The organism is Ramlibacter sp. (genome assembly GCF_035627355.1).
Lineage (GTDB): Bacteria > Pseudomonadota > Gammaproteobacteria > Burkholderiales > Burkholderiaceae_C > Ramlibacter.
Genome location: NZ_DASPLW010000007.1, coordinates 51342 through 77368, shown reverse-complemented (window position 1 = coordinate 77368; position 26027 = coordinate 51342). Strand labels below are relative to the sequence as shown.

The following is a 26027-nucleotide window of genomic DNA, read 5'->3' as shown; positions in this document are numbered from 1 at the left end:
CGCGGGCACAATGCGCGGCAATGGCACAGGACGTTCTCGTCGCCGGGGGAGGCATCGCGGGGCTCGCGGCCGCAGTGGCCGCCCGGGCCGCCAACTGGGAGGTGCGGCTGTTCGAGCAGGCCCAGGAGTTCTCCGAAGTGGGCGCCGGCCTGCAGCTCGGGCCCAATGCCACGCGCGTGCTGCGCGAGTGGGGTTTGCTGGATCGGCTGCAGGCGCTCGCCTGGCAGCCGCCGCGCCTGTCGGTGCGCGATGCCCTGGATGGGCGCGAACTGGGCTCGCTCGCGCTCGGTGCTTCGGCGCAGCAGCGCTATGGCGCCCCCTACCTGACCGTGCACCGCGCCGACCTGCACGACGCGCTGCTGCAGGCCGCCGCGGATGCCGGCGCGTGGCTGCGCACCGGCCTGCGCATCGCCGCCGTCCGGGTCGATGGCGAACTGGCGCAGGCGCACCTGGAGGGCGGCGCGCTGGTGGAAGCCGATGCCATGGCGATCGCCGACGGCGTGTGGAGCCGCCTGCGCGAGCAGTTGGTGGGCGACGGCCCCGCGCCGGCGACCGGGCACGTGGCCTACCGGGCGCTGGTGCCGATGTCGCAGCTGCCCGCCGCGCTGCGGGGCAACGAGGTGCAGGCCTGGCTGGGACCGCAGATGCACCTGGTGCGCTACCCGGTGCGGGCCGGCGAGGCGCTCAACGTGGTCGGATTCATCGAAGGGCGGGCGGGCGCCGGCTGGGACCACGCCGTGCACCCCGATGCCCTGCGCGCGGCCGTCGCCGGGCTGTGCGGCGAACTGCAGTCGCTGGTCGATGCGGTCGAGGTCTGGCGCATGTGGCCGGTGCACGACCGTCCGCCGGTGCGCGGGGCGGCGGAGATGGCGCGCGGGCGGGCCGTGCTGCTCGGCGACGCGGCCCATCCGATGCGGCCCTACCTCGCGCAGGGGGCCGGCATGGCGATCGAGGACGCCTGGTCGCTGCAGAAGGTGCTGGCCGCCTGCGACGAGCGCGTGATGGACGTGCCCACCAGCCTGCAGCGCTACGCGCTCAATCGCTGGCAGCGTTGCGCGCGGGTGCAGCGCCGCTCGCAGCGCAACGGCTGGATCTTCCATGCCGACGGCCTGCTGCGCCGTGCCCGCAACCTCGCGATGGCGGCCGGCGGCGAGCCGCTGCTCGACCTGCCCTGGCTGTACCGGGGCATCGAGGCCTGAGCGGCCTGCGGCCCCGGTTCAGAGATCGGTGCGCAGCCGCCAGATCTCGGGGAACAGCACCACGTCCAGCATCTTGCGCAGGTAGGGCACGCCGCCGGTGCCGCCGGTGCCGCGCTTGAATCCGATGATGCGTTCCACCGTGGTCACGTGGCGGAAGCGCCAGAGCCGGAACGCGTCCTCCAGGTCGGTCAGCTCCTCGCCGAGCTGGTACAGGTCCCAGTACTGCTCGGGGTTGCGATAGACCTGCAGCCAGGCCTGCTCCACTTCCGGACTCTCGACGTAGGGCAGGGTCCAGTCGCGCTCGACGTGGCTGGCCGGCACCGGCAGGCCGCGCCGCGCCAGCAGGCGCAGCGACTCGTCGTACAGCGAGGGGGCCTCGAAGGCGGCGCGCACCTGCTCCAGCAGGTCGGGCCGGTGCTCGTGGGGCTTGAGCATGGCCGGGTTCTTGTTGCCCAGCGTGAATTCGATGCGCCGGTACTGTGCGCTCTGGAAGCCGCTGGAGCTGGCCAGGTAGGGCCGGATCGCGCTGTACTCGGGCGGCGTCATGGTGGCCAGCACGTCCCAGGCGTGGACCAGCTGCTCCATGATTCGCGAGACGCGGGCCAGCATCTTGAAGGCGCTGCCGAGCTCGTCGCACGCCACGCAGCCGATGGCCGCGCCCAGCTCGTGCAGCATCAGCTTCATCCACAGCTCGCTGGTCTGGTGCTGGATGATGAACAGCATCTCGTTGTGGTTGGGCGACAGCGGCTTCTGCGCGCTGAGGATCGCGTCCAGCTGCAGGTAGTCGCCGTAGCTCATGGAGCGGCTGAAATCCAGTTGCGCGCCTTCTGCGCGCACGATGTCCTCGGGTCGGGTCCTGTCGTTCATGTCACGGCCTGTTGTCGGTTGAATTCGGGGCGCTGCCATTCGCCGCTCTCCAGCACCTGGCGCAGCTGCTCGACGGCGTTCCACACGTCCTCGAAGCCCAGGTACAGCGGGGTGAAGCCGAAACGCAGGATGTCGGGCGCGCGGAAGTCGCCGATCACGCCGCGCGCGATCAGCGCCTGCACGATGGCGTAGGCACCTTCGGGCCGCGACAGGCACACCTGCGAGCCGCGCTGCGCGTGCTCGCGCGGCGTCACCAGGACCAGTGCCTGGCCGGCGCAGCGCTCCTCCACCAGCGCGATGAACAGGTCGGTGAGGGCCAGCGACTTGGCCCGCAAGGCGTCCATGCCGCCCAGCGGACGCGCGGCATCGAGGGCATCGAGCCCGCAGTCGAGGGCCACCAGGCTCAGCACCGGTTGCGTGCCGCACAGGTAGCGGGCGATGCCGGGCGCCGGCTGGTACTCGGGCGTGAACTCGAACGGAGCCGCATGGCTCCACCAGCCGGCCAGCGGCTGCCAGAAGCGGTCGGCGTGGCGCGGGTGCACCCAGGCGAAGGCCGGTGCGCCGGGACCGCCATTGAGGTACTTGTAGCCGCAGCCGACCGCGAAGTCGGCATCGGCGCCCTGCAGGTCCACCGGCACGGCGCCGGCGCTGTGCGCCAGGTCCCAGACCGCGAGCACGCCGTGGCGGTGGGCCAGGCCGGTGAGCGCCGCCATGTCGTGCATGGCGCCGGTGCGGTAGTTCACGTGGGTGAGCATCAGCACGGCGACGTCGCCGCCTTGCAGCGCCTGCGGAATCTCCTGCGGCGCGTCGACCAGCCGCAGTTCGCAGCCGCGCTCGGCGCACAAGGCCTGGGCGATGTACAGGTCGGTCGGGAAGTTGCTGCGCTCGCTCAGCACGACGCGGCGGCCCGGTTGGTCCTCCGTCGCGATCGCCAGGGCGGCGCTCAGGACCTTGTAGAGGTTGATCGAGGTGGTGTCGGTGGCCACCGTTTCGCCGGGGCCGGCGCCGATCCAGCCGGCGATGCGGTCGCCGATGCGGCGCGGCATCTCGTACCAGCCCGCCGTGTTCCAGGAGCGGATGAGGCCCTCGCCCCATTCGTGTTCGACGGTGCGCGCGACGCGCGCGGCCGTGGCCCGCGGCAGCGGACCGAGCGAGTTGCCGTCCAGGTAGATCACGCCGTCGGGCAGAGCGAACAGGTCGCGCAGCGGGCGCAGCGGGTCGGCCGCGTCGCGGGCGCGGCAGGCTTGCAATGTCAGCATTCGGAATTCCTCCGCACTGCGTGCTCCGGAAATGAGCGCTTGGGGGGGCCCGGCGCGCTCATGGAGTACGCAGGACGGCGCGCACCGGCGAAGCGTCGGCCGTCATCAGTTTCAGGGGCAGGGCGATCAGTTCGTAGTCGCCTTCGGGGACCTCGTCGAGGACCAGGTTCTCCAGCACGCGCAGGCCGCGTCGGCGGATCGACTGGTGGCTGGGCAGGTCCTTGCTGTCGGCCGGGTCGATGCTGGCGGTGTCTATGCCCACCAGCCGCACGCCGGCATCGGCCAGGCGCTCGATCGTCTCGGGGGCGAAGGCGGCCAGGGCGTCGTCCCAGCGGTCCACCGGCATGCGCTCGTAGGTGCGCACCAGCACGCGCGGCGGCAGGTCCGCGGCGGCATGGGCGAGATCCGCCCAGTGGACCAGGGGCGCGCGGCCGATGGCGTGGATCACGCGGCAGGGGCCGAGGTAGGGGTCGAGGTCGAGCGCGCCGACGGCGGCGCCCTGCGGGTCGTAGTGCAGCGGGGCGTCGGCATGGGCGCCCACGTGCGGCGAAAGGGTCAGGCTGCTGACGTTGACGGGGCAGCCGGGCGCGATCTGCGCGGCCCACTGCTGCGCGTACGGCGTGTCGCCGGGGAACACGGGCGAGCCCGCGTGCACCGGCGGCGAGATGTCCCAGAGGCGTGGCATGCGGCGCAGTGTGGAACGCCGGAAATAACCGTGGTGTCGGTTATTGCCAACACCCTTTGATTTTTGTTGAGGCCTAAAGCATCGGCAGCGGCGGCAGGCCGTGGCGCGCGCGGGCGCGCAGGCAGGCATCGCTGCCCGGCTCCAGTTCACGGCAGGGATTGGGTCGCCATTCGTAGATGCCGCAGGCGACCTTTTCGCCGACTCGGCCGGTCAGCGCGGCGCACCGCATCGGCTGGTGGTCGGTGCCGCGCATGCGCCAGGTGCGGGCGGTCACCTCGACCGCGAGCCCGGCGGGCACGCAGCCGCCGTTGTGGTCGAGTTCCTCGACGGCGAAGTCGACGCGGAACGCGGCGCAGCAGGCACCGCAAACCAGGCAAGGATGGGGGAGGGTGGGGGACATGTGGTCAACCGCCGGCGGCCGCCTGGCGTTGCGCGATCACTGTATGCAAATACAGTTTCTTGGAAAGGAACGATCATGGAACTGCAGACCGCGCGCGAGATTATCGACACCCTGGCCCAGGGCATCCACCCCGTCACCGGCGAGGCCATGCCGGCGGACAGCCCCTACAACGCACCGCCGGTGATCCGCGCGCTGTTCGCGGTCTCGCAGGCGCTGGACACTGCGGTGGCCGCGCCCGCCCCTGCGGCGCGGCCGCGGCGCGAGGCGCCACCCAACACCGGCAAGCCCTGGAGCGCGGACGACGACGAGCAGTTGCGCTCCGGCTTCGACGCGGGCACCCCGACCAAGGACCTGGCGGCGGCGCTCGGCCGCACCCGCTGGGCGATCGAGTCGCGGCTGGTGAAGCTGGGCGTGATGACCCTGGGGGCATCGTCGGCAGCGCTGGCGCGCTGACCGGTGCGCGGTGGGGGATGACGGCGACGGCAGTCGCCCGTCTCCGGCGCTCAGGGCGCTACGCGACCCAGCAGCAGGTACTCCATCAGCGCCTTCTGCACGTGCATGCGGTTCTCCGCCTCGTCCCACACCACCGACTGCGGGCCGTCGATCACCTCGGCGGCCACTTCCTCGCCGCGGTGGGCGGGCAGGCAGTGCATGAACAGGGCGTCGGGCTTGGCCACGCGCATCATCTCCTCGTCCACGCACCAGTCGGCGAAGGCCTTGCGGCGCTGCTCGTTCTCGGCCTCGTAGCCCATGCTGGTCCACACGTCGGTGGTTACCAGGTCGGCGCCGCGGCAGGCGTCCATCGGGTCCTTGAACACCTTGTAGCTGTCGCGGCTGCGCACGCCGGCCACGGCCTGGTCGACCTCGTAGCCGCTGGGGGTGGACACGTGCACCGTGAAGCCCAGCAGCTCGGCGGCCTGCAGCCAGGTGTTGGCCATGTTGTTGCCGTCGCCCACCCAGGCCACGGTCTTGCCGGCGATGGAGCCGCGGTGCTCCTGGTAGGTGAACAGGTCGGCCAGGATCTGGCAGGGATGGAACTCGTTGGTCAGGCCGTTGATCACCGGCACCCGCGAGTGCTCGGCGAAGCGCTCGATCTTGTCCTGGCCGAAGGTGCGGATCATCACCAGGTCCACCATGCGGCTGATCACCCGCGCCGAGTCCTCGATCGGCTCGGCACGCCCGAGCTGGCTGTCGCCGGTGGTCAGGTGCACCACGCTGCCGCCCAGCTGGTACATGCCGGCCTCGAAGCTCACGCGCGTGCGGGTGGAGGCCTTCTCGAAGATCATGGCCAGCGTGCGGTCGGCCAGCGGGTGGTACTTCTCGTAGGCCTTGAACTTGCGCTTGATCACGGCGGCCCGTTCGAACAGCCACGCGTACTCGTCGGCCGTGAAGTCCACGAACTGCAGGTAGTGCCGGATCGTCATCGCCTTACTCCGCGAGGAAGGACTTGACCAGCGGCGCCAGGATGGCGACGCACTCGTCGGCCTCGGCCCGCGTGAAGATCAGGGGAGGCAGCAGCCGCACCACGCTGTCGGCGGTGACGCTGATCAGCAGACCCGCTTCGGCGGCACGGTTGACCAGCACGCCGCACGGCCGGTCCAGTTCCATGCCGATCATCAGGCCCTGGCCGCGGATCTCCTTCACCCCGGCGTGGCCGCCGAGTTCGCGCGCCAGCAGGCCCTTGAGGTGGCTGCCCACGTCGGCGGCGTTCTCCAGCAGGCCGTCCTCTTCCATGATGCGGATGGTCTCGACCCCGGCGCGCATGGCCAGCGGGTTGCCGCCGAAGGTGGTGCCGTGGTTGCCGGGCTGGAAGATGTCCGCCGCCCGCGGGCCGGCCACCACCGCGCCGATCGGCACGCCCGAGCCCAGGCCCTTGGCCATGGGCACCACGTCGGGGCGGATGCCGGCCCACTGGTGGGCGAACCACTTGCCGGTGCGGCCCATGCCGCACTGGACCTCGTCGATCATCATCAGCCAGTCGCGTGCATCGCACAGCTCGCGCACCTGCTGCAGGTACTCGGCGCGCATCGGGTTGATGCCGCCTTCGCCCTGGATGGTCTCGAAGAACACGGCCACCACGTCCTTGTTGCCCTCGGTGGCGGCCTTGAGCGCCTCGATGTCGTTCAGCGGCACCCGGATGAAGCCTTCCACCAGCGGGCCGAAGCCCTGCTGGATCTTCGGGTTGCCGGTGGCCGACAGGGTGGCGATGCTGCGGCCGTGGAAGGCCTTTTCGTACACCACGATCTGCGGCCGCTCGATGCCCTTGTCGTGCCCGAACTTGCGCGCCAGCTTGATCGCGGCCTCGTTGGCCTCCAGCCCGGTGGAGCAGAAGAACACCTTGGACAGCCCCGACAGCCCGGCCAGCCTGGCCGCGAGCTTCTCCTGGTTGGGCACGTGGTAGTAGTTGCTGCTGTGGATGATCCTGGCGACCTGGTCCTGCAGCGCCGGCACCAGCTTGGGGTGGTTGTGGCCCAGGGTGTTGACCGCGATGCCGGCCAGCGCGTCCAGGTAGGCCTTGCCGTTGACGTCCCACACGCGCGCGCCCTGGCCGTGCGACAGGGCGATCGGCACGCGGCCGTAGGTGTTCATCGTGTGCGGCGTCGCTGCCTCGATCAGGGCCATTGGAAGGTGTCCTCCAGAAAAGAAAAGCGGCTCAACGCGTGAGCCGTTGAGGCCCGATTTTAGGCACAGGCCGGAAGCCCGATGCTTGACGATTGCGCATCGCAGCGATGCGGTGCGATGCTCGTGGCGGGCCCGGCGTCGACGGGCCGGAAGTCTTATATAAGATAGAATACTTGGGCGCTGTCGCGGGCCTTGATCCCCGTTGCCGCGGCGCCGCCATGCCTACCCCTACATGGTCACCACCCCCGCCAAAGAAGTCTTCATCCAGGGCATCACCCGGGACGGTCGAACCTTCCGCCCGAGCGACTGGGCCGAGCGCCTGGCCGGGGTCATGAGCGGCTTCCGGCCGGGCGGGTCGGCTCCGGGCAGCCACCTGAGCTACTCGCCGTGGTGCGTGCCGCGCGTGATCGACGGCGTCAAGACGGTGGTGGTGCACAGCGACCTGCGCCGGCACGACCCCATGGCCTGGGACTTCGTCATGAACTTCGCCCGCGACAACGACCTGCGGATGGCAGAGAAGGTGGCGGGGGCTGAGTAGATCCTGTAGATCCTGCGAGCGCGCTGCGCGCGAATGCACGCGAATACACCTGGTCAGTCGAGGACAGAGCGGCTGCGCGCTCGCGCTTCGCCGGCCTGTCCCCGAGGCATTCGGGTGCCAGCAAAGGCGCGCTTCGCGCGCTTGCGCTCAGAGCGCGCAACAAAAAAACCGCCCGAAGGCGGTTTCCTTGCTTTGCTGGCAGCGCACCCGGTTCAAACGGCGGGCTTGCGGATGCAGGCCCGGGCGAGCCGGTCTGACGGGGTCAGGCGGCGGCGGGGGCGGCCAGGGTCTTGACCTTGGCCGACAGGCGGGCCTTGTCGCGGGCCGCCTTGTTCTTGTGGAAGATGCCCTTGTCGGCGACGGTGTCGACGATGCTCTGGGCCTTGGCGAAGAGTTCGGTGGCCTTGGCCTTGTCACCGGCGGCGACGGCCTTCTCCACGTTCTTCACCGCGGTGCGGTACTTGGAGCGCAGCGAGGTGTTCGCTGCATTGAGCTTGACGTTCTGGCGCGCGCGCTTGCGGCCGGACGCCAGGCGGGGGTTCTTCTTCTTGGGCTTGGTAGAAGCCATGGATGGTTCCTTCGGTGTCTGAGGATGATGCCAGCAAAGCCCTCCATTGTAAGCGAAGCGCCCACTTGCCTGCAGGGCGCCGCAGGGGCGCCGGTACACTTGAGCCGGTGAGCCTGTTCAAAGCCGCTTCCACGGTCTCCCTGCTGACACTGGCGTCGCGCATCACCGGGCTCATCCGCGACCTGCTGATGGCGGCGGTGTTCGGCGCCACGGCACTGACCGACGCCTTCAACGTCGCCTTCCGCATCCCCAACCTGTTCCGCCGCTTGTTCGGCGAGGGCGCCTTCAGCCAGGCCTTCGTGCCGGCGCTGGCCCACACCCGCGAGCAACAGGGCGAGGAGGCCACCCGCCGGCTGGTCGACAGCGTGGCCACGGTGCTGGCCTGGGTGCTGCTGGCGACCTGCGCGGTCGGCGTGGCGGCCTCGCCGGCCCTGGTCTGGGCCCTGGCCAGCGGGCTGCGGCAGGACCCGCAGGCCTTCGACGCCGCCGTGCTCATGACCCGCTGGATGTTCCCCTACATCGGCTTCATGTCGCTGGTGGCGCTGTCGGCCGGCATCCTCAACACCTGGAAGCGCTTCGCCATCCCCGCGGCCACCCCGGTGCTGCTCAACGTGGCCCTGATCGCCGCGGCCTGGTGGGGGGCGCCCTGGTTCGCCGCCCGCGGCATCGAGCCGATCTACGCGATGGCCGCCGGCGTCATGCTGGGCGGCCTGCTGCAGCTGGGCATCCAGGTGCCGGCGCTGCGGCGACTCGGCATGCTGCCGCGCATCGGGCTCGCCTGGTCGCGCGTCCGCGCTGCCTGGCGCGACCCCGGGGTGCGCCGCATCCTCTCGCTCATGGGCCCGGCCCTGCTGGGCGTCAGCGTCGCCCAGATCTCCCTGCTGATCAACACGCAGATCGCCTCCTGGCTGCCGGCCGGCAGCGTGACCTGGCTGTTCTATGCCGACCGCCTGATGGAATTCCCCACGGCCCTGCTCGGCGTTGCCCTGGGCGTGGTGCTCATGCCCCAGCTCGCCTCCGCCCGCGCCGCCGGCGACGGCGAGCGCTATTCGTCCATGCTCGACTGGGGCCTTCGCCTGGTGGTGCTGCTGGCGGCGCCCGCCTCGGCCGCGCTGCTGGTGTTCGGCCTGCCGCTGGTGTCCACGCTGTTCCACTATGGCGCGTTCCGCGACAGCGACGTGCTGCAGGTGTCGGTGGCGCTGGGCGGCTACGGCATCGGCCTGCTGGGCCTGGTCGGCATCAAGGTGCTGGCGCCCGGCTTCTACGCCAGCCAGGACACGCGCACGCCGGTGAAGATCGCCGTCCTGGTGCTGGTGCTGACCCAGTTGATGAACGTCGCCTTCGTGCCTTTCTTCAAGCACGCCGGCCTGGCGCTCTCGATCGGCCTGGGTGCGCTGCTCAATGCGGGCTGGCTGCTGGTCGGCCTGCGCCGGCGCGGCAGCTGGTTGCCGGCACCGGGCTGGCCACGCTTCCTGCTGCAGGTGCTGGCCGCCACGGCGCTGCTGGCCATCTTCCTGGCCTGGGCGGCCGGCCACTTCCCCTGGATGGCGCTGCGCGCGCAGGCCCTGCAGCGCGCAGCGCTCCTGGGCGGCCTGCTGGTGGCGTCGGGCGCGCTCTACTTCGGTGCGCTCTGGGCCGCCGGCTTGAAGCTGAGGCAATTTGTCACGCGCTGACAAGCCGGGTACGACCCTGCCTTGACGCTCGCACGGCCGGTCCATTACAACGATCGCCACCATGCCGCTCAACTTCGAGGTCCCGACCGCACTGGAGTACTTCCGTGCACTGGTGCAGGACGACGACCATTTCCCCCTGCTGGAAGCGGCTGCCAGCATCGCCCAGGACGAGTACCCCGACCTCGACGTGCAGCAGGTGCTGGGCGACGTCGACCAGTTGCTGGCGCGCCTCAAGCGCCGCCTGCCTGCCGACGCCGCGCCACTGCAGCGGCTGCGTGCGCTCAACCAGTTCTTCTTCCGCGACCTGTCGTTCGGCGGCAACGTCAACGACTACTGCGATCCCGACAACAGCTACCTCAACGTCGTGCTGCGCACCCGGCGCGGCATCCAGATCTCGCTGGCCGTGCTGTGGATGGAACTGGCCCAGGGCCTGGGCCTGCACGCGCGCGGCGTGTGCTTCCCCGGCCACTTCATGATCAAGGTGAACCTGCCCAAGGGGCAGGTGGTGATCGACCCTTTCACCGGCCAGTCGCTCTCGCGCGAGGAACTGTCCGAGCGGCTGGAGCCCTACAAGCGCCGCAGCGGGCTTGTGGACGAATTCGAGGTCCCGCTCGGGCTGTACCTGCAGGCCGCGTCGCCGCGCGACATCATCGCGCGCATGCTGCGCAACCTGAAGGAGATCCACCGCGCGCAGGAAGACTGGCAGCGCCTGATCGCGGTGCAGGACCGGCTGTTGGTGCTGCTGCCCGATGCCTGGGCCGAGTACCGCGACCGCGGCCTCGCGCATGCGGAGCAGGGCCATGCGGCCATGGCCGTGCTGGACCTGGAGACCTACCTGATCCACGCGCAGGATTCGCTCGACATCGACGCGATCGCCGAGCGCGTGGCCGACCTGCGCCGCGCCCGAAGCTGAGGGCCGCGCGAGCGCCCCGCCATCGGGTACCCGGCCGGCGCAGCGGCCGTCGGCCGGCTCAGGCGATCACGACCGCGGCGCCGTCGCCGCGTGGCGCGATGGCGCCGATGTCGTGCACCGTCTCGCCCTGTGCGCGCAGGGTCGCCGCCACCGCGGTCGCTTCGCCCGGCGCCACCACGACCACCATGCCGATGCCGTTGTTGAAGGTGCGGTTCATCTCCTGGTCGGAGATGCCGGCGGTCGCCTGCAGCCAGGCGAACAGCTCGCTGCGCGGCCAACTGCCCGCCTTCAGGTGGGCGGCCAGGCCTTCGGGCAGCACGCGCGGGATGTTCTCCAGCAGGCCGCCCCCGGTGATGTGGGCCAGCGCCTTGATGCCGGCATGCTGCGCCAGTGCCGCCAGCACCGGCTTGACGTACAGCCGCGTGGGCGCTATCACCGCTTCCCGGAACGGTTGGCCGTCCAGCGTGGCCGGCAGTTGCGCGCCGGCGCGCTCGATGCACTTGCGCACCAGCGAGAAGCCGTTGGAGTGCACGCCGCTGGACGCCAGGCCCAGCACCACGTCGCCGGCCTGCACGTTCGAGCCGGACAGGATCTTCGACTTCTCGACCGCGCCGACTGCGAAGCCGGCCAGGTCGTATTCGCCGGGCGGGTACATGCCGGGCATCTCGGCCGTTTCGCCGCCAATCAGCGCGCAGCCGGAGAGCTCGCAGCCGCGCGCGATGCCGCCCACCACGCGGGCGGCGGTGTCCACGTCCAGCTTGCCGCAGGCGAAGTAGTCGAGGAAGAACAGCGGCTCGGCGCCCTGCACCAGCACGTCGTTGACGCTCATGGCCACCAGGTCGATGCCCACGGTGTCGTGCATGCCCCACTCGAAGGCGAGCTTGAGCTTGGTGCCCACGCCGTCGGTGCCGCTGACCAGCACCGGCTCCCGGAACCGCCTGGGCACCTCGAACAGCGCGCCGAAGCCGCCGATGCCCGCCATCACGCCTTCGCGCATCGTGCGCTTCGCCAGGGGCTTGATGCGGTCGACGAGCGCGTCGCCGGCATCGATGTCCACGCCGGCGTCTTTGTACGAGAGGGGAGTCTGGCTCATGGGAGGGGGAGGGCGCGCAGGGGCGCCCGATAGAATTCGCGTGATTTTACCGGCGGCCCTCCCGCGGGCCGGCCGCCGCAGCACCGCCGCCGATGCCCTTCACACCCACGCAGAAACGCGCCGCCATCTGGGCGCTGATCGCGTTGGCGTCGGTCTGGGCCCTGCGCGCGCTGGGCCCGGTGCTCACGCCCTTCGTGGTCGGCGCGGTGCTCGCCTACGCGCTCACGCCGCTGGTCGATCGCCTGGACGAAGCCGGCCGCGGCCGGGTGCCGCGCTTCGTGTCGGTGGTGCTGGTGGAGCTGCTCTTCATCGTGGTGCTGCTGTCGCTGTTCCTCATGGTGGTGCCCATCCTGGCCAAGGAAATCCCGCTGATGCGCGAGCAGGTGCCGGTGCTCTTCAAGTGGCTGGACGACACCGTGCGCCCGTGGCTGGCGCAGTTCGGCATCGACGTCGCGCTGGACCTGCAGAGCCTGAAGGTGCAGGTGATGCGCTACCTGCAGGCCAACTACGACGACGCGGTCAGCAGCCTGCTGTCCTCGCTCAAGATCGGCGGCAGCGTGGCCTTCGCCCTGGTGTTCAACGCGGTGCTGATCCCGGTCGCGCTGTTCTACCTGCTGCTGGACTGGGACCGCTTCGTGCACCGGATGGTGGAACTGGTGCCGCCGCGCGTGCGCCCGGCGGTGGACTCCTTCACCCACGAGGCGGACCAGGTGCTCGGCCAGTACCTGCGCGGGCAGCTGCTGGTGATGCTCACCATGGCCACCTTCTATTCCACCGGGCTGGCCCTGTTCGGGCTGGACCTGGCGCTGCCGATCGGCCTGTTCACCGGGCTGGCCATGTTCGTGCCCTACCTGGGCTTCGGCATCGGGCTGGTGCTGGCCATCCTGGCCGGGCTGCTGCAGTTCGCCTCGGCCAAGGCGCTGGTGATGGTGGCGGTGGTCTACGGCTCCGGCCAGGTGATCGAGGGCTTCTTCTTCACGCCGCGGCTGGTGGGCGAGCGCATCGGGCTACACCCGCTGGCCGTCATCTTCGCGCTGCTGGCCTTCGCGCAGCTGTTCGGTTTCCTCGGCGTGCTGGTGGCGCTGCCGGCCAGCGCGCTGCTGCTGGTGGCGATCCGCCGGGTGCGCGCCGGCTACATGGGCAGCGGCCTGTACCAGGGATGAAGCAGCTGCCGCTTCCCATCGCCCTGGCCCGCGCCCCCACGCTGGCGGGCTTCAGCGCCGGGCCGAACGAGGCCGCGCTGGCGCACCTGAAGCTGTGGGTGGGCAGCCCGACCCGCAGCCCGGTGCCGACCTACCTGTGGGGTCCGCCGGCCAGTGGCAAGACCCACCTGCTCAAGGCCGTGCAGGAAGCCCTGCGCGAGCAGGGCGCCGCCGTCGGCTGGCTGGACGCCTCCATGCTGGAGCCGCCCGCCTTCGACGAGCGCTGGGCCGTGGTGCTGATGGACGACGTGCACCTGTACACCGCCGTGCAGCAGCACGCCGCGTTCGCCTGGTTCGTCAGCGCGCAGGCCCTGCAGCGCGGCGTGTTGGCTGCCGGGCCGCTGGCGCCGGCCGGCCTGCGGCTGCGCGAGGACCTGCGCACGCGCCTGGGCTGGGGCCACGTGTTCCAGCTGCAGGTGCTGTCCGAGCCCGAGCGCCGCGCGGTGCTGCGCCGCGCCGCCGATGCGCGCGGCGTGTTCCTCTCCGACGAGGTGATGGACTTCATGCTGACCCGGTTCGCGCGCGACCTGGGCAGCCTGATGCAACTGCTGGAGCAACTCGACGCCTACGCGCTGCAGACCCAGCGCGCCATCACCATCCCCCTCATCAAGTCCATGCTGGAAAACGAGTGAAGGTCACGCTGTTCGACCTCGACCACACGCTGCTGCCGATCGACTCCGACTACGCCTGGGGCGAGTTCACGCAGGCGATCGGCTGGACCGACCCCGTCGTCTTCAAGCAGCGCAACGACGCCTTCTACGAGCACTACAAGGCGGGCACGCTGGACGTGCACGACTACGTGCGCTTCGCCACCGAGGCGATCCGCCTCAAGGGCCCCGAGGCGGCCGCGCAGGCGCGCGAGCGCTTCATGCGCGAGGTGGTCGGGCCCGCCATCCGGCCCGAGGCGCTGCAACTGGTGCGCTCGCACCAGGACGCCGGCGACCGGGTGCTGATCGTCACTGCCACCAACGAGTTCGTCACCGAGCCGATCGCCCGCGCGCTGGGAGTGGACGAGCTGATCGCGGTGCGGCTGGCGCGCGACGAGGCCGGCTGGATCACCGGCGAGATCGACGGCGTGCCGTCCATGCGCGCGGGCAAGGTCGACCGGGTCGGCCAGTGGCTGGCCGCACAGGGCCTGGACTGGGGGCAGGTCGAGACCACCTTCTATTCGGACTCGATGAACGACCTGCCACTGCTGGAGCGCTGCGACCACCCGGTGGCCACCAACCCGGACGCCGTCCTGCGCAGCCTGGCCGCCCAGCGTGGCTGGCGCATACTCGACCTGTTCCCTTCCCACCCATGATCAAGCAATTCATCGACCGCCTGCTGGGCGGCGGCGGCAACGGCCGCAAGCCGCGCTTCGGCAAGCGCCAGGAGATCGGCCCGCAGGAACACCACATCGACCCGGCCCTGGTGGACGAGCGCGCCGCCAACGTGGTGCGCACGCTCAAGGAGGCCGGCTTCGAGGCCTACATCGTCGGCGGCGCGGTGCGCGACCTGCTGCTGGGCCTGCGGCCCAAGGACTTCGACGTCGCCACCGACGCCACGCCCGAGCAGGTCAAGGGCCTGTTCCGGCGCGCCTTCATCATCGGCCGGCGCTTCCGCATCGTGCACGTGGTGTACGGGCGCGGGCGCGAACACGAGGTGATCGAGGTCTCCACCTTCCGCGCGTACATGGACAACGCCGCGGCCGAGGCCGTTGCGGGCAACGAGAAGACCAGCCGCAACGAGCTGGCCGGGATGAAGCACGCGGTGGACGCCAGCGGGCGCGTGCTGCGCGACAACGTCTGGGGGCCCCAGGAGGAAGACGCCACCCGGCGCGACTTCACCATCAACGCCATGTACTACGACCCGCAGACGCAGACGCTGGTCGACTACCACGGCGGCATGAAGGACGCGCGCAAGCTGACCCTGCGCATGATCGGCAACCCTGCCACCCGGTATCGCGAGGACCCGGTGCGGGTGATCCGCGCGGTGCGCTTCGCCGCCAAGCTCAGCCCGCTGGGCTTCAAGCTGGAGGGCAAGACCCAGGCCGCGCTGCGGCCCAGCCTGCCGTTGCTGGCCGACGTGCCGCAGAGCCGCCTGTTCGACGAGATGCTCAAGCTGCTGCAGACCGGCCACTCGGTCGCGACCATCGAGCAGCTCAAGGCCCTGGACATGGCCACCGGCATCTATCCCCTGCTGGACCTGGTGGTCGAGCGGGCCGACCAGCCGTTCGTGCGCTCGGCCCTGCAGGACACCGACCGTCGGGTGGCCGAAGGCAAGCCGGTCGCGCCCAGCTTCCTGCTGGCCTGCGTGCTGTGGTCCGACGTGCGCGAGGGCTGGGCCCAACGGCTGGCCCAGAAGCAGCACCCGATCCCGGCGCTGCAGGGCGCCATCGACGACGTGTTCGACAGCCGCATCGGCGACGTGTCCGGCCGCGGCAAGCTCGGCGCCGACATGCGCGAGATCTGGATGATGCAGCCGCGCTTCGAGCGCCGCATGGGCAGCACGCCCTTCAGCCTGGTCGAACAGCCGCGCTTCCGCGCCGGCTTCGACTTCATGCGGCTGCGCGCCGATTCCGGCGAGGTCGACGTGGTGCTGGCCGACTGGTGGCAGGAGTTCAGCCAGGCCGACGAGCAGGCCCGCGAGGACCTGGTCGCCCAGGTGCGCGCCGAGCAGCAGCAGAAGGGTGCGCGCCGCGTGCGCGTGGTCAAGCCGCAGGAGAAGGCCTCGGCCGCGGAGCGCCCGGCCGCTGGTGCGCCGCTCCCGCCCGCCCCGGCGCAGGAACAGGGCGAATCGGATGCCGCCGAGGGGGCCACGGGCGACGCGCCCCGCAAGCGCCGGCGCCGCCGCCGCAAGCCGGCCGGAGCCGCGGCTGCGGCCGGCAGCGAGGCCGCGCCACCGGCCGGCACCGGCGACTGACGCGTGTCGCTGCCGCGGCGCGACGCGCAGCCATGAGGGAGCCGGTCACAGCCTACGTGGCGCTCGGTGCCAACCTGGGCGACCCGAGGGCCGCCGTGCTGGCAGCCATGGACCGGCTGGGGACCCTGCCGCACACCCGCGTCACCGCGCGCTCCTCGCTCTGGCGCACCGCGCCGGTGGGCACCACCGGCCCGGACTTCGTCAATGCCGTGGTGGCGCTGCGCACGACGCTGCCGGCCCCCGGACTGCTCGCGGCCCTGCAGCGGCTGGAGCTGGAGGCCGGGCGCGAACGCCCGTGGCCGAACGCACCGCGCACTCTGGACCTCGACCTGCTGCTCTATGGCGAGGCGCGCATCGCCAGCCCGCGGCTGGTCGTGCCGCATCCGCGCATGCACGAGCGCGCCTTCGTGCTCGCGCCGCTGGCCGAGATCGCACCGGCGCTGGTGCCGCCCGGCGCGCTGGCGGCCATGACCTCCCAGGTCATTGCCCGCATTCCCTGAGCCGGCGACCATGGGGCCGTCCAACGAAGAAGGAGGTACCCCATGAGCGACACCGGACTGATTGCACTGGCGTGCGGACTGATCATCGGCCTCGGCGCGATCGGCGCCTGCCTGGGCATAGGCACCATGGGCGGGCGCTTCATCGAAGGCGCCGTGCGCCAGCCCGAGCTGATGGAACCGCTGCAGGTCAAGATGTTCCTGCTGACCGGACTGATCGACGCGAACTTCCTGATCGGCGTGGGCGTGGCGATGATGTTCGTGTTCGCCAATCCCTTTGCCACCGGCTGAGCGCCGCCACGCGCCGCCGTCCTACAGCGCGGCGGCGGCGCCCTTCCTAGAGTGGGCTGGAGGACTTGCCATGAACCAGCCTGCTTCCAACAAGCCTGCTTCCGCGCCCGACGTGGTGCCGCCACGCGAGCGGCCGGACCCCGGTGAAGAGCCGGTGCCCGAAGGCAGCAACGAGACCATCCACCATCCCGACGAGCGTGCCGAGGAGCACCACGTGCGCGAGGACCACAAGCCGCGCAGCCCCTACGTCACCGGCAACACCTGAGGTCGCCGCTGAGGGTCGCCGCCGCGCGGCCCACGGGCGCGCCGCCTTCGGCGATGATGGCGGGCCCTGCCCCGACCCGCTGCCATGGCTTCGAGCTTCTTCGCCCTGCTGGACGACATCGCCACCCTGCTGGACGACGTGTCCATCCTGACCAAGGTCGCCGCCAAGAAGACGGCCGGCGTGCTGGGCGACGACCTCGCGCTGAACGCGCAGCAGGTCACCGGCATCGCCGCCGACCGCGAACTGCCGGTGGTGTGGGCGGTGGCCAAGGGCTCGGCCGTCAACAAGCTGATCCTGGTCCCGGCCGCCCTGGCCATCAGCGCGCTGGCGCCCTGGGCGGTGCTGCCGCTGCTGATGCTGGGCGGCGCCTACCTCTGCTTCGAGGGGGTGGAGAAGCTCGCCCATCGCTTCCTGCACCACGGGGAGGAGGATGCCCGGCACAAGGAACTGGAACGCGCGCTGGCCGACCCGGCGGTGGATGTGCTGGCCCTGGAGAAAACCAAGATCCGCGGAGCGATCCGTACCGACTTCATCCTGTCGGCGGAGATCGTCGTCATCGCGCTGGGCACCGTGTCGGACCAGCCGCTGGCCACGCGCATCGGCGTGCTGGTCGGCATCGCCGCCCTGATGACGGTGGGCGTGTACGGGCTGGTGGGCGGCATCGTCAAGCTCGATGACCTGGGGCTGTGGCTGGTGTCGCGCGGGCGCCGTATCGCTGCGGCGGTGGGGCGCGGGCTGCTGCGCGCCACGCCCTGGATGATGCGCGGGCTGTCGATCGCCGGCACCATCGCCATGTTCCTGGTCGGCGGCGGCATCCTCACGCACGGCGTCCCGGCGCTCGAGCATGCGGTGGAGGGTGCCTCGCACGCGCTGCCCGGCATCGCAGCGGCCTTGCTGCCGCTGCTGCTGCACGCGGCGATCGGCATGGTGGCGGGCGCCATCGTGCTGGCAGTCGTGGAAGTGGCGCGCCGCACCTTCGCCCGCCGTGCTCCGGCCTGAAGCGGCCGGCGTCCTACAGCCTGCATGGCACGCTGCTGTCGCGTGAGTGCGGCGCAGGCGACTAGCGTGCGGCGCCATGGAATTCCTGCCCGAATGGATCGACCTGCTGCAGTGGCCCGCGATGGCGGCCAGCCTGCTGGCGGCCTGGCTGGTCGCCTCCAGCCGCAAGCATCGCCGCAACACCGGCTTCTGGGTGTTTCTCGCCAGCAACGTGCTGTGGGCCGTGTGGGGCTGGCATGACGGCGCGTGGGCGCTGATCGCGCTGCAGGTGGCGCTGGCCATCCTGAACATCCGGGGCGTCTCCAAGACCGAGCAGCCGGCACCCGGCGAGGCTCAGGCTTAGCCCTGCGCGCGCCGGTGCCTGAGCCGCAAATCGTGACAGTGGCGGTCCTACAGGCCCTGCCGTTCTAAGCCCACTTCGCTGGTGCTCAGGCGCCGCCTAATCTTTGCGCAGCCGGCGCGCCATGCCGGCGCGTTTCCAAGCATGTCAATCAAGGAGTTCAACATGAGCGCAACCAAGACGACCTTCACGACCCTGGCGGCCGCGGCGGCCCTGGCGTTCGGCGGCATCGCCTTCGCCCAGAGTTCGGGCAGCAGCGGATCGACGGGTGCTTCCCCGGCAGCAGGTGCCGCCGGCGGCACCGCCGGCGCCTCCACGCCGACCAACCCCAATGACCGTTCGACCAGCTCGATGGGCGCCTCCGGTTCGAGCAGCAGCCCGAGCACCAGCGGCAGCACCACGAGCCCGAGTGCCAGCGGCAGCAGCGATTCGAGCACCTCCTCGCCGTCGTCCAGCTCGTCCAGCTCCTCGTCGCCGAGCACCATGGGTGCCAGCGGCTCCTCGTCCTCGTCCTCCAGCACCCCCAGCAGCTCGCCGAGCACCAGCTCCAGCTCGTCCAGCTCGCCGGCGGCCAGCAGCGGTTCGTCGGACACCTCGAGCAGCGGCAGCAGCAGCGGCAGCACCATGGGTGCGTCGGGCAGCGCCGGCAGCAGCACCACGGACAGCAGCACCAGCGATCGCGCGGCCCGCGCCGACCGCAACTGAGCCGGCTGGCTCCGGTGAAGGGTGGGCCGCGCGCCCGCCCTTTTCATGTGCGGATCCTTCATGCGCATGCCACGCGACATTTCCCGTCCTGAACGGCGCCCACCGGGCGCCGGGCGCGCCGCGCGCGCGCTCCTGCTGGCCCTGGGCCTGGCGCTCGGGATCGGCGGGGCCGGCTGGCTGGAACGCCGCCAGGGCGAGTCGCCGGCGGCGGCCGCTGCGACCGACGAGCGCGTGGTGCCGCCGGCAGCGCAGCAACAAGTCGCTGCGCTGCCACCACCGCCTGCCGTACCGGCCCCCGCAGCAGTGCAGGCGCCCGCTCCGTCTGCACCCCTCATCACGGCCCCTCCTGTGCGGCCCCCGCGCCACGCCGTCTTCGGCGGCCGGCGGCCTCCGGAGCCGGTGAGGCAGGTGGCGGACTGGGCGGTGGACTCCGGCGACCACGGCCGCCGTGCCTTCGCCATCGTCGACAAGCAGGATGCCCGCGTGTGGTTGTTCGGCCCGGACGGCGTGCTGGTGCAGCAGGTGCCGGCCCTCCTGGGCGCCGCGGTCGGCGACGACCCGGTGCCGGGCATCGGCGAGAAGCCCCTGTCGCAGGTCCGCCCGGAGGAAAAGACCACGCCGGCCGGCCGTTTCGTCGCCGAGCCGGGCGTGAACACCCATGGCGAGGACATCGTCTGGGTCTCCTACGACCTCGCCGTCTCCATGCACCGGGTGCGCCCGCTGGTGAAGGCCGAGCGTCGGCTGCAGCGGCTGGCCTCGTCCACGTCCCGCGACAACCGCATCTCCTTCGGCTGCATCAACCTGCCGGTGGCCTTCTACGAGAAGGTGTTCTCGCCCCTGGTGCGAAGCGCCGGGGCGATCATCTACGTGCTGCCCGAGACCCGCAGCGTGCGCGAGCAGTTCGGCCTCTACGAGGTGCCCCCGCCGCAGGCCCGGCGCGCCCGCGGCGCTGCTGCGCCGAACGCGTGAAATAGGCCACGACCCGCGGCATCGCGTGCGCCGATTCGTGCCCGTACGGCCGAGTCGCCCCAGCTCCCACTAGCATCGTCACCGTCGAGCCGACTCGTGGCTCGCGACACAAGCGCCCCGGCCTACGGGGCCGACGGGGACTCGAATGCAGTGGAAAGGCAGAGTGGCGGCGCTGTGCGCCGCCTGGGCGCTAGCGTGCGCCGCCGGCGCGGCCCAGCCGGCAATCGCGACGGGCGAGGCACACGAAGTGGCCCAATGGGCGTTGGCCAGCGGCGATGCGCAGGGGCATCCGTTCGTCGTCGTGGACAAGAGGGCGGCGCGGCTGTTTGCGTTCCGCGCCGATGGGCAACTGCTGGCCGCGACGGACGTGCTGCTCGGCTCGGCCCTCGGGGACCACAGCGTGCCCGGCGTGGGCGAGCGCGCGCAGACGGGGACTCTCGCGCCGCAGGACCGCACCACGCCGGCGGGCCGGTTCCAGGCCCATGCGGGCCGAAACCTCGACGGCGAAAGCGTGATCTGGTTCGACTACGAGGCGGCGCTGGCGATCCACCGGGTGCGCCCGGGCCGTTCGTACGCGGTGCGGTCGGCGCGGCTCGCGTCATCGGCTCCGGAGGAGCGGCGCCTGTCGGCCGGCTGCGTGGTGGTGCCGGTGCCGTTCTTCCTCGAGGTGATCGAGCCCCTGCTGGGGCAGCGTCCGGGCGGCGTCGTCTACGTGCTGCCCGAAGAGGGCGCCGCAAGCTTCACGCAGCTCTAACAGTCCTCCGCAGACCCGTTCAGTGCCACCGCGGAACCGGCTTTGCCGGGCCGCTGGTGGCGCCCCCTTGAGGGGGGAGCGCCGAAGGCGCTTCGGGGGTGGTCAGATTTTTTGCCAGTGGTTCTCGGCCACTACGCAGCCGCTGATGCGCCAGCTCGCGTCCGGTTGCCGCTCCAGCGCGAACAGGGCCAGCCAGGACTTGTCGTCGTCGTCCTGGATTTCCACCAGCTGCAGCACGCCGCCGTCTTCCTGCTCGGGCTGGTGGAAGTTCACCGAGGCGGGGCGATAGACCATGGGATAGGCGCCGCGCACCATGGCCAGGAAGCGGTTGGAGCTGCCGATGGCGGCGCGCACTTCGGGCGTGGCCGTCTCGAAGGCCCGGTCGGCATCGTCCAGGGCCAGGGCGGACAGCTGGGCGACGATCACTTCGCGCACTTTCTGCGCCTCGGGGTCCGGCAGCGGGTCGGCCGCGGCGCGGAGCTGGAAGCCGGTCGCGGCCAGCGCCAGTGCAATCAGCATGAGGATGCGATGGGGATGCCTGTACATCGTGTGTCTCCGGCAGGTGGGATGCCGCCAGCGTAGGAAGCGACCCGCGCGGGGGCTGTAGGCGCAGGGCGCTGCGCACCGTGCGCAAAGGCGTGAGCGCGCGTGCGCGCAGCGACCCGGCGCGTGACGGCGGGAGACGGATGCAGGGAAGGCAGCACACGGCTGCCGGAAGGCGGGGTGGCCCACCGGTCCCGCTGGACAATGTTCGTCCGTTTCGCTTTGGGGGCGCGGAAGTCCGATACCTGTCTCGTGGCGCGGGTGCCCCGGCGGGCACGGCCACAGTCTCGGCCAGGGGTCGGGCGGGCCGCCGCAAGCGTGCTGCCCGTCGGCCTGTAGGCGCGCATCCGCAGCGATGGCCCGTTGCCGGACTACTGCGGGCCGCTGCCGCGCTGCTTCATGCGCCCGAGGATGGTCTCGCGGGTGGCGCGGATCTCGGACGCGAAGGGGTTGCCCGGGTCGGCGGCGGCTTCCTCGATCAGGGCCAGGGCCTCGCCTTGCCGGCCGAGGTCGGACAGCACCTGGGCCAGGTTGTTGGCCAGGATGGCCGAGCCGGGGTGGCGCTGCCGTGCCTCGCCGAGCACCTCGGCGGCCTGGGCCAGCGCGCCGCGCGCATGCAGCTGGTTGGCCAGGCCGACGGCGGCGGCCAGGTTGTCGGGCCAGCGCTGCCGCGCGGTCTCGAAGGCGGTGGTCACGGCCTCGGCCGGCGCCACGCGGGCCATCGCCAGCACGGCATTCATCCAGGCGTCCTCGGTGGCGGTAGCGGGGATGCGGTCGGGCGGCGTGGCCACCATCGCCCAGTAGCCGCTGCGCATCCAGCTGCGCTCGAAGGCGGTGAAGGGCATCTCCCGCCGCGCCTCGGTGCCCGAGCGCAGGTAGACCGTGCCGCTCGGGTAGTCGAAGCCATTGACCACCGCGTAGTGCCACTGGGTGGTGAGCGCACCCACGTCCTGCAGCACCAGCACCGGGTTGCCCGCCGCGACCTCGCGCAGCAGGTCGCCGTAGCGCGGCGCCAGCACGTACGACACGCGGCCGTAGCGGCGCGCCGCCGCCAGCATCTCCAGCTGCAGGCTGCCGCGCCGCTCGGGGATGTAGACCTGGCCGACCAGCGGCTCGGGCGTCACCGGGACGCCGCTGAAGGCGAGCACCGTCGCCAGCGCCGCCGGGCCGCACTGGTACTCGTCCTGGGGAAAGAAGGGGACGTCCTGGATGGTCGTGCTCTGCGGCACGCCGGCCGGCCAGCCGGTGCGCAGCGCGACCGTCTGCGGCACCATCTGCGCGCAGCCCGCCAGCAGGACGGCGAGGGCCGCGACGAAGGCGCGCAGCGCCGCAAAAGGGGAAGCCCGCACGAGGCGGGCTCCGGTGGCGATCATGCCGGTCATCCGGCCTCGCAATCGCGCATCAGCGGCGGTACGCGAAATACCAGATCGCGGCGGCGATCACGACCACGGCGAGCACGGTGCCGCCGTCGGCACCCGCCGGCGCCTGGCGGATGTCGGCCGCGAGCTGCGCCACTTCATGGTCGCTCATGGCCGCGACGCGATCGCGCGCCTGCAGCGGGTCCACGCCCATCGCCTGCAGCTGCGAGGCCGTGTCGGCGCGCGCCAGCACCTCGAGCACGGCTGCGCGGTCGGCCTGCGCCGGCGCTGCCTGCTGGGCGCCGATCAGGCCGGCGCTCGCCGTCTGGAAGGACAGCGCGAACATCGAGACGATCAGGGCGCGGCAGGTCATCTTCTTCAGGTTCATCTTCGGGCTCCTTGAGGGGTTGCGGTACGGGACGCGCGCCGGCATGCGGGCCCCGGCGCGAGGTCAATATACGCGCGCCACGCGTGCTTGTGTCGTCAGAGCAACGGATGAGTTGCACCCTTCGCACAGGCGGCGCTGACCCTGTGCCGGCCCCTTCGAGCCCGGCCCGGCGCCTCAGTCGTTGTCGCCGCCCAGGACCGAGCCGAGCAGGCCGCCGGCCCCGAAGCCGCCCAGCACCGAGCCCTCGCCCTGCGAGCCGCCGCGCTGCGGTGCCGCCGCGAACACGCGCGAGGCCAGGCGCGAGAACGGCAGGCTTTGCAGCCACACCGTGCCGGGGCCGGCCATGCGCGCGAAGAACAGCCCCTCGCCGCCGAACAGCGCGGTCTTGACCTTGCCCACGTACTGGATGTCGAAGGCCACGCCCGCCGTGTAGGCCACCACGCAGCCGGTGTCCACCAGCAGCGTCTCGCCGGCCTGGAGCTCGCGCCGGACCACGGTGCCGCCGGCGTGCACGAAGGCCAGGCCGTCCCCTTCGAGCTTCTGCATGATGAAACCTTCGCCGCCGAAGAAGCCGGTGGACAGCTTGCGCTGCAGCGCGATGCCCAGCGACACGCCGCGGGCGGCGCACAGGAACGCGTCCTTCTGGCAGATCAGCGTGCCGCCCAGCTGGCGAAGGTCCATCGGCAGGATCTTGCCGGGGTAGGGCGCGGCGAAGGCCACGCGCTGCTTGGTGCGGGCATTGTTGGAATAGATGGTGGTGAACAGGGACTCGCCGGTCACCAGCCGCTTGCCGGCGCCCATCAGCTTGCCGAACAGGCCGCCCTGCTGCGCGCTGCCGTCGCCGAACACCGTGTCCATGGCGATGCCGGCGTCCATGAACATCATGCTGCCGGCCTCGCCGATGGCGGCCTCGCCGGGATCGAGTTCGACCTCGACGAACTGCATCTCCGAGCCGCGGATCTCGTAGTCGATCACGTCCATTGCCATGTGCTGCTTCCTTCGCGATGAAAAACCGCGCGATGGTAACGAACCGGTTCGGTCCAGAATGCGCCCATGGACAACGCCAACGACGACTTCTCGCGCGGCTGCGCCTGGCAGCGTGGCCGTTACCTGCCGGTGGACCAGGCCTCGATCCCGATCACCGACTGGGGATTCCTGCGCTCCGACGCGACCTACGACGTCGTGACGGTGTGGCAGGGCGCGTTCTTCCGCCTCGATGCGCACCTGGATCGCTTCTTCGAGAGCTGCCGGCGCTTCCGCCTCGACCCGGGCCGTTCGCGCGACGAGGTGGCGCAGATCCTGGCCGGGTGCGTGCGGCGCGCCGGGCTGCGCGAGTCCTACGTGGAGATGATCGTCACGCGCGGCCAGCCGCCCTGGGGTTCGCGCGATCCGCGCCAGGCGGCCAACCAGTTCCACGCCTTCGCGGTGCCCTACGTGTGGATCGCCAACGAGGACCAGCGGCGCCGCGGCCTGCACGTGATCGTCAGCGACGTGCACCGCATCCCGCCGTCCAGCGTGGACCCGCGGGCCAAGAACTACCACTGGAACGACCTCACCATGGGCCTGCTCGGCGCACTCGATGCCGGCGGCGACACGGTGCTGCTGTCCGACGCCGCCGGGAACGTGGTGGAGGGTCCGGGCTTCAACGTGTTCGCGGTGGTGGACGGCACCCTGGTCACGCCGGCCGAAGGCGTGCTGGAGGGCATCACGCGGCGCACCGTGATCGAACTGGCGCAGTCGCTCGGCATCCCGGTGGCCCTCCGTCCCCTGCCCGCCGGCGAACTGCGCGGCGCGCAGGAGGCCTTCCTCAGCAGCTCGGGCGGCGGCGTGCTGCCGGTCACGCGGGTCGACGGGCAGGCCGTCGGCAGCGGCGCGGTCGGGCCGCTCACGCAGCGCCTGCTGCAGGCCTACTGGGACCTGCACCGCGATCCGCGCTACAGCACCCCGGTCGAGTACTGAGCCAGCGCGGCGGGAAGAAGAATCACTCGGCGGGTTCGCCCTCGCGCCGGATCGTCTCGCGGCCGCGGTGCTCGCGCCGGTCCAGCTTGCCCAGGGTGCGCTCCAGCAGGTGGGTCAGCCGCTGGGTCGCGCCGCGGAAGGCCTCGTCCTGCGAGGGAGCATGGTGCGTGGCCGCCACCGGCTCGTGCCCGGCAATGCGCGCCTCGAGCATGCAGCGCTTGTCGTGCGAGCCGCTGCGGCTGCTGTTGGTGTCGCTCAACTGGACCTCGATGCGGGTGACGTCGTGGCCGAACCGCGCCAGCGCGTCGTTCAGGAATTCGGAGGCCCAGCGCTCGAGGCTGTCCTTGTTCTCGATGCCATTGCTGGTGTTCACCAGAACCTGCATGCGGCTGTCCTTTCATGCTTGTGCTGCAGCCACCAGTGTGGCCACGTGCTTGCGCACGAGGTGTAGGACAACGCAGGCTGCTGGCGCGGGGTCAAACTTCGCCGCCGAAACGCTTGGCGAGGTTCGAGAGGTATTTCTCGACCAGCTTCTCGAACTCGGACTCGACCACCGGCGCCACCACCACCTTCATCAGGGCCGGCAGCGGAACCGTCAGTTCGCCGTCGATCTTCAGCTCGATGTGGGTGGAAGTCTTGCGGTCCGTGATCTTCCAGCCGCCGCCCACCTGGGCGTTGCCGATGCCGGGCACCGGCTTCCAGGTGATCGTTCCCTTGGCCTTGCTGGCGCTGTAGCGGCTGGCGTAGATGGTCTGGATGTTCACCTGCGGGGTGCCGACCTTGTCCATCTCCCACTGGTACACGCCGTCGCCCAGGTCGGTGAGCTTGTGGACCTTGGGAAAGAACGACACCGAAGCCGGCACGTCCGACAGCAGCTCGAACACCTCGGCCGCCTTGGCCCTGACTTCGAGCTCGTAGCCCATGTGAACGGGAACGGTGATCGCCATCCGGCTCTCCTGTTGTGCTGTCCGGCGATTCTGCCAGCCGCCGGCGCACGCCCGCAGCCCGTGTTTAGCCCAACTGCGATTCCCTGTGG

Annotated in this window: 32 protein-coding genes; 17 read left to right on the top strand and 15 right to left on the bottom strand. The window is 71.1% G+C overall.

The genetic code is table 11. From position 1 onward, the window contains the following. The first annotated feature begins 20 nt into the window (after nucleotides 1-20). Nucleotides 21-1199, top strand: a complete 1179-nt coding sequence (locus VEC03_RS01805) for an FAD-dependent monooxygenase (protein WP_324912419.1) — start codon at nucleotides 21-23, stop codon at nucleotides 1197-1199. An 18-nt stretch (nucleotides 1200-1217) separates the two neighbouring features. On the opposite strand, the gene kynA is transcribed toward VEC03_RS01805, so the two are convergent. From kynA to VEC03_RS01785, 4 genes are all read right to left on the bottom strand, one after another. Next, nucleotides 1218-2066 carry a tryptophan 2,3-dioxygenase gene (kynA, locus tag VEC03_RS01800; protein ID WP_324912418.1) on the bottom strand — a complete coding sequence of 283 codons (849 nt, stop codon included), beginning with the start codon at nucleotides 2064-2066 and terminating at the stop codon, nucleotides 1218-1220. After that, the gene (gene kynU / locus VEC03_RS01795) at nucleotides 2063-3325 is read right to left on the bottom strand and encodes a kynureninase (protein WP_324912417.1); all 1263 of its coding nucleotides are present in this window, start codon (nucleotides 3323-3325) and stop codon (nucleotides 2063-2065) included. Before kynU ends, kynA begins: the two co-directional genes overlap by 4 nt. Before the next feature lie 58 nt (nucleotides 3326-3383). Continuing rightward, nucleotides 3384-4010: an arylformamidase gene (kynB, locus tag VEC03_RS01790; protein ID WP_324912416.1), complete on the bottom strand. Its 627-nt coding sequence runs from the start codon at nucleotides 4008-4010 to the stop codon at nucleotides 3384-3386. 73 nt (nucleotides 4011-4083) lie between these two features. After that, nucleotides 4084-4410: a YkgJ family cysteine cluster protein gene (locus VEC03_RS01785; RefSeq protein WP_324912415.1), complete on the bottom strand. Its 327-nt coding sequence runs from the start codon at nucleotides 4408-4410 to the stop codon at nucleotides 4084-4086. A 75-nt stretch (nucleotides 4411-4485) separates the two neighbouring features. On the opposite strand from VEC03_RS01785, the gene VEC03_RS01780 reads away from it, so the two are divergent. After that, a complete protein-coding gene (locus VEC03_RS01780; RefSeq protein WP_324912414.1) occupies nucleotides 4486-4863 on the top strand; it encodes a hypothetical protein in 378 nt (125 codons plus the stop codon). A gap of 50 nt (nucleotides 4864-4913) precedes the next feature. On the opposite strand, the gene argF is transcribed toward VEC03_RS01780, so the two are convergent. Beyond that, on the bottom strand, nucleotides 4914-5834 hold the full coding sequence (gene argF, locus VEC03_RS01775) for an ornithine carbamoyltransferase (RefSeq protein WP_324912413.1): 921 nt from the start codon (nucleotides 5832-5834) through the stop codon (nucleotides 4914-4916). Between the two features lie 4 nt (nucleotides 5835-5838). Next, nucleotides 5839-7032: an aspartate aminotransferase family protein gene (locus tag VEC03_RS01770; RefSeq protein WP_324912412.1), complete on the bottom strand. Its 1194-nt coding sequence runs from the start codon at nucleotides 7030-7032 to the stop codon at nucleotides 5839-5841. Between the two features lie 232 nt (nucleotides 7033-7264). Here VEC03_RS01770 and VEC03_RS01765 point away from each other — a divergent pair, with 232 nt between their 5' ends. Further along, on the top strand, nucleotides 7265-7570 hold the full coding sequence (locus VEC03_RS01765; protein ID WP_324912411.1) for a DUF3579 domain-containing protein: 306 nt from the start codon (nucleotides 7265-7267) through the stop codon (nucleotides 7568-7570). 262 nt (nucleotides 7571-7832) lie between these two features. On the opposite strand, the gene rpsT is transcribed toward VEC03_RS01765, so the two are convergent. Beyond that, nucleotides 7833-8138: a 30S ribosomal protein S20 gene (rpsT, locus tag VEC03_RS01760; RefSeq protein WP_324912410.1), complete on the bottom strand. Its 306-nt coding sequence runs from the start codon at nucleotides 8136-8138 to the stop codon at nucleotides 7833-7835. A gap of 107 nt (nucleotides 8139-8245) precedes the next feature. Here rpsT and murJ point away from each other — a divergent pair, with 107 nt between their 5' ends. Both murJ and VEC03_RS01750 read left to right on the top strand, forming a co-directional pair. Further along, the gene (murJ, locus tag VEC03_RS01755) at nucleotides 8246-9811 is read left to right on the top strand and encodes a murein biosynthesis integral membrane protein MurJ (RefSeq protein ID WP_324912409.1); all 1566 of its coding nucleotides are present in this window, start codon (nucleotides 8246-8248) and stop codon (nucleotides 9809-9811) included. Between the two features lie 61 nt (nucleotides 9812-9872). Continuing rightward, nucleotides 9873-10724, top strand: a complete 852-nt coding sequence (locus tag VEC03_RS01750; RefSeq protein ID WP_324912408.1) for a SirB1 family protein — start codon at nucleotides 9873-9875, stop codon at nucleotides 10722-10724. Nucleotides 10725-10782: 58 nt separating this feature from the next. Here the strand turns inward: VEC03_RS01750 and purM are convergent, their stop codons facing one another. Beyond that, on the bottom strand, nucleotides 10783-11817 hold the full coding sequence (gene purM, locus VEC03_RS01745; protein WP_324912407.1) for a phosphoribosylformylglycinamidine cyclo-ligase: 1035 nt from the start codon (nucleotides 11815-11817) through the stop codon (nucleotides 10783-10785). Nucleotides 11818-11909: 92 nt separating this feature from the next. Here purM and VEC03_RS01740 point away from each other — a divergent pair, with 92 nt between their 5' ends. The 9 genes from VEC03_RS01740 to VEC03_RS01700 all read left to right on the top strand — a co-directional run bounded on the left by VEC03_RS01740 (nucleotide 11910) and on the right by VEC03_RS01700 (nucleotide 18318). Further along, nucleotides 11910-12980, top strand: coding sequence for an AI-2E family transporter (locus VEC03_RS01740; protein ID WP_324912406.1), 1071 nt, complete (start codon nucleotides 11910-11912; stop codon nucleotides 12978-12980). Beyond that, a complete protein-coding gene (gene hda, locus VEC03_RS01735) occupies nucleotides 12977-13651 on the top strand; it encodes a DnaA regulatory inactivator Hda (RefSeq protein WP_324912405.1) in 675 nt (224 codons plus the stop codon). Before VEC03_RS01740 ends, hda begins: the two co-directional genes overlap by 4 nt. After that, a complete protein-coding gene (locus tag VEC03_RS01730; protein ID WP_324912404.1) occupies nucleotides 13648-14322 on the top strand; it encodes an HAD family hydrolase in 675 nt (224 codons plus the stop codon). The genes hda and VEC03_RS01730 overlap by 4 nt, the downstream gene beginning before the upstream one ends. Beyond that, nucleotides 14319-15923 carry a polynucleotide adenylyltransferase PcnB gene (gene pcnB / locus VEC03_RS01725; protein WP_324912403.1) on the top strand — a complete coding sequence of 535 codons (1605 nt, stop codon included), beginning with the start codon at nucleotides 14319-14321 and terminating at the stop codon, nucleotides 15921-15923. The genes VEC03_RS01730 and pcnB overlap by 4 nt, the downstream gene beginning before the upstream one ends. 32 nt (nucleotides 15924-15955) lie before the next feature. Beyond that, a complete protein-coding gene (gene folK / locus VEC03_RS01720; protein ID WP_324912402.1) occupies nucleotides 15956-16423 on the top strand; it encodes a 2-amino-4-hydroxy-6-hydroxymethyldihydropteridine diphosphokinase in 468 nt (155 codons plus the stop codon). Between the two features lie 42 nt (nucleotides 16424-16465). After that, nucleotides 16466-16711, top strand: coding sequence for a F0F1 ATP synthase subunit C (gene atpE / locus VEC03_RS01715; RefSeq protein ID WP_324912401.1), 246 nt, complete (start codon nucleotides 16466-16468; stop codon nucleotides 16709-16711). A gap of 70 nt (nucleotides 16712-16781) precedes the next feature. After that, on the top strand, nucleotides 16782-16976 hold the full coding sequence (locus VEC03_RS01710) for a hypothetical protein (protein ID WP_324912400.1): 195 nt from the start codon (nucleotides 16782-16784) through the stop codon (nucleotides 16974-16976). 84 nt (nucleotides 16977-17060) lie between these two features. Next, the gene (locus VEC03_RS01705) at nucleotides 17061-17975 is read left to right on the top strand and encodes a DUF808 domain-containing protein (protein ID WP_324912399.1); all 915 of its coding nucleotides are present in this window, start codon (nucleotides 17061-17063) and stop codon (nucleotides 17973-17975) included. A 76-nt stretch (nucleotides 17976-18051) separates the two neighbouring features. After that, complete coding sequence (locus VEC03_RS01700) at nucleotides 18052-18318, top strand: hypothetical protein (RefSeq protein WP_324912398.1); 267 nt, start codon at nucleotides 18052-18054, stop codon at nucleotides 18316-18318. 47 nt (nucleotides 18319-18365) lie between these two features. Here the strand turns inward: VEC03_RS01700 and VEC03_RS01695 are convergent, their stop codons facing one another. After that, nucleotides 18366-19067, bottom strand: coding sequence for a hypothetical protein (locus VEC03_RS01695; RefSeq protein WP_324912397.1), 702 nt, complete (start codon nucleotides 19065-19067; stop codon nucleotides 18366-18368). Between the two features lie 13 nt (nucleotides 19068-19080). On the opposite strand from VEC03_RS01695, the gene VEC03_RS01690 reads away from it, so the two are divergent. Continuing rightward, nucleotides 19081-19989, top strand: coding sequence for a hypothetical protein (locus VEC03_RS01690; RefSeq protein WP_324912396.1), 909 nt, complete (start codon nucleotides 19081-19083; stop codon nucleotides 19987-19989). A 145-nt stretch (nucleotides 19990-20134) separates the two neighbouring features. Next, the gene (locus VEC03_RS01685) at nucleotides 20135-20743 is read left to right on the top strand and encodes a L,D-transpeptidase (protein ID WP_324912395.1); all 609 of its coding nucleotides are present in this window, start codon (nucleotides 20135-20137) and stop codon (nucleotides 20741-20743) included. A 102-nt stretch (nucleotides 20744-20845) separates the two neighbouring features. Here VEC03_RS01685 and VEC03_RS01680 read toward each other — a convergent pair whose 3' ends face one another. The 4 genes from VEC03_RS01680 to VEC03_RS01665 all read right to left on the bottom strand — a co-directional run bounded on the left by VEC03_RS01680 (nucleotide 20846) and on the right by VEC03_RS01665 (nucleotide 24019). Then, entirely contained in the window at nucleotides 20846-21289 is a 444-nt protein-coding gene (locus VEC03_RS01680) for a DUF4864 domain-containing protein (protein WP_324912394.1), read from the bottom strand. Between the two features lie 368 nt (nucleotides 21290-21657). Further along, complete coding sequence (locus tag VEC03_RS01675; protein WP_324912393.1) at nucleotides 21658-22659, bottom strand: PA2778 family cysteine peptidase; 1002 nt, start codon at nucleotides 22657-22659, stop codon at nucleotides 21658-21660. Between the two features lie 28 nt (nucleotides 22660-22687). Next, on the bottom strand, nucleotides 22688-23032 hold the full coding sequence (locus VEC03_RS01670; protein WP_324912392.1) for a PA2779 family protein: 345 nt from the start codon (nucleotides 23030-23032) through the stop codon (nucleotides 22688-22690). 174 nt (nucleotides 23033-23206) lie between these two features. Next, nucleotides 23207-24019 carry a TIGR00266 family protein gene (locus tag VEC03_RS01665; protein ID WP_324912391.1) on the bottom strand — a complete coding sequence of 271 codons (813 nt, stop codon included), beginning with the start codon at nucleotides 24017-24019 and terminating at the stop codon, nucleotides 23207-23209. A gap of 66 nt (nucleotides 24020-24085) precedes the next feature. Here VEC03_RS01665 and VEC03_RS01660 point away from each other — a divergent pair, with 66 nt between their 5' ends. Next, nucleotides 24086-24991, top strand: a complete 906-nt coding sequence (locus VEC03_RS01660) for an aminotransferase class IV (protein ID WP_324912390.1) — start codon at nucleotides 24086-24088, stop codon at nucleotides 24989-24991. 22 nt (nucleotides 24992-25013) lie between these two features. Here VEC03_RS01660 and VEC03_RS01655 read toward each other — a convergent pair whose 3' ends face one another. Together VEC03_RS01655 and VEC03_RS01650 are read right to left on the bottom strand one after the other, a co-directional pair. Further along, entirely contained in the window at nucleotides 25014-25376 is a 363-nt protein-coding gene (locus VEC03_RS01655) for an HPF/RaiA family ribosome-associated protein (RefSeq protein WP_324912389.1), read from the bottom strand. Between the two features lie 91 nt (nucleotides 25377-25467). Then, a complete protein-coding gene (locus VEC03_RS01650) occupies nucleotides 25468-25938 on the bottom strand; it encodes an SRPBCC family protein (protein ID WP_324912388.1) in 471 nt (156 codons plus the stop codon). Nucleotides 25939-26027 lie beyond the last annotated feature (89 nt).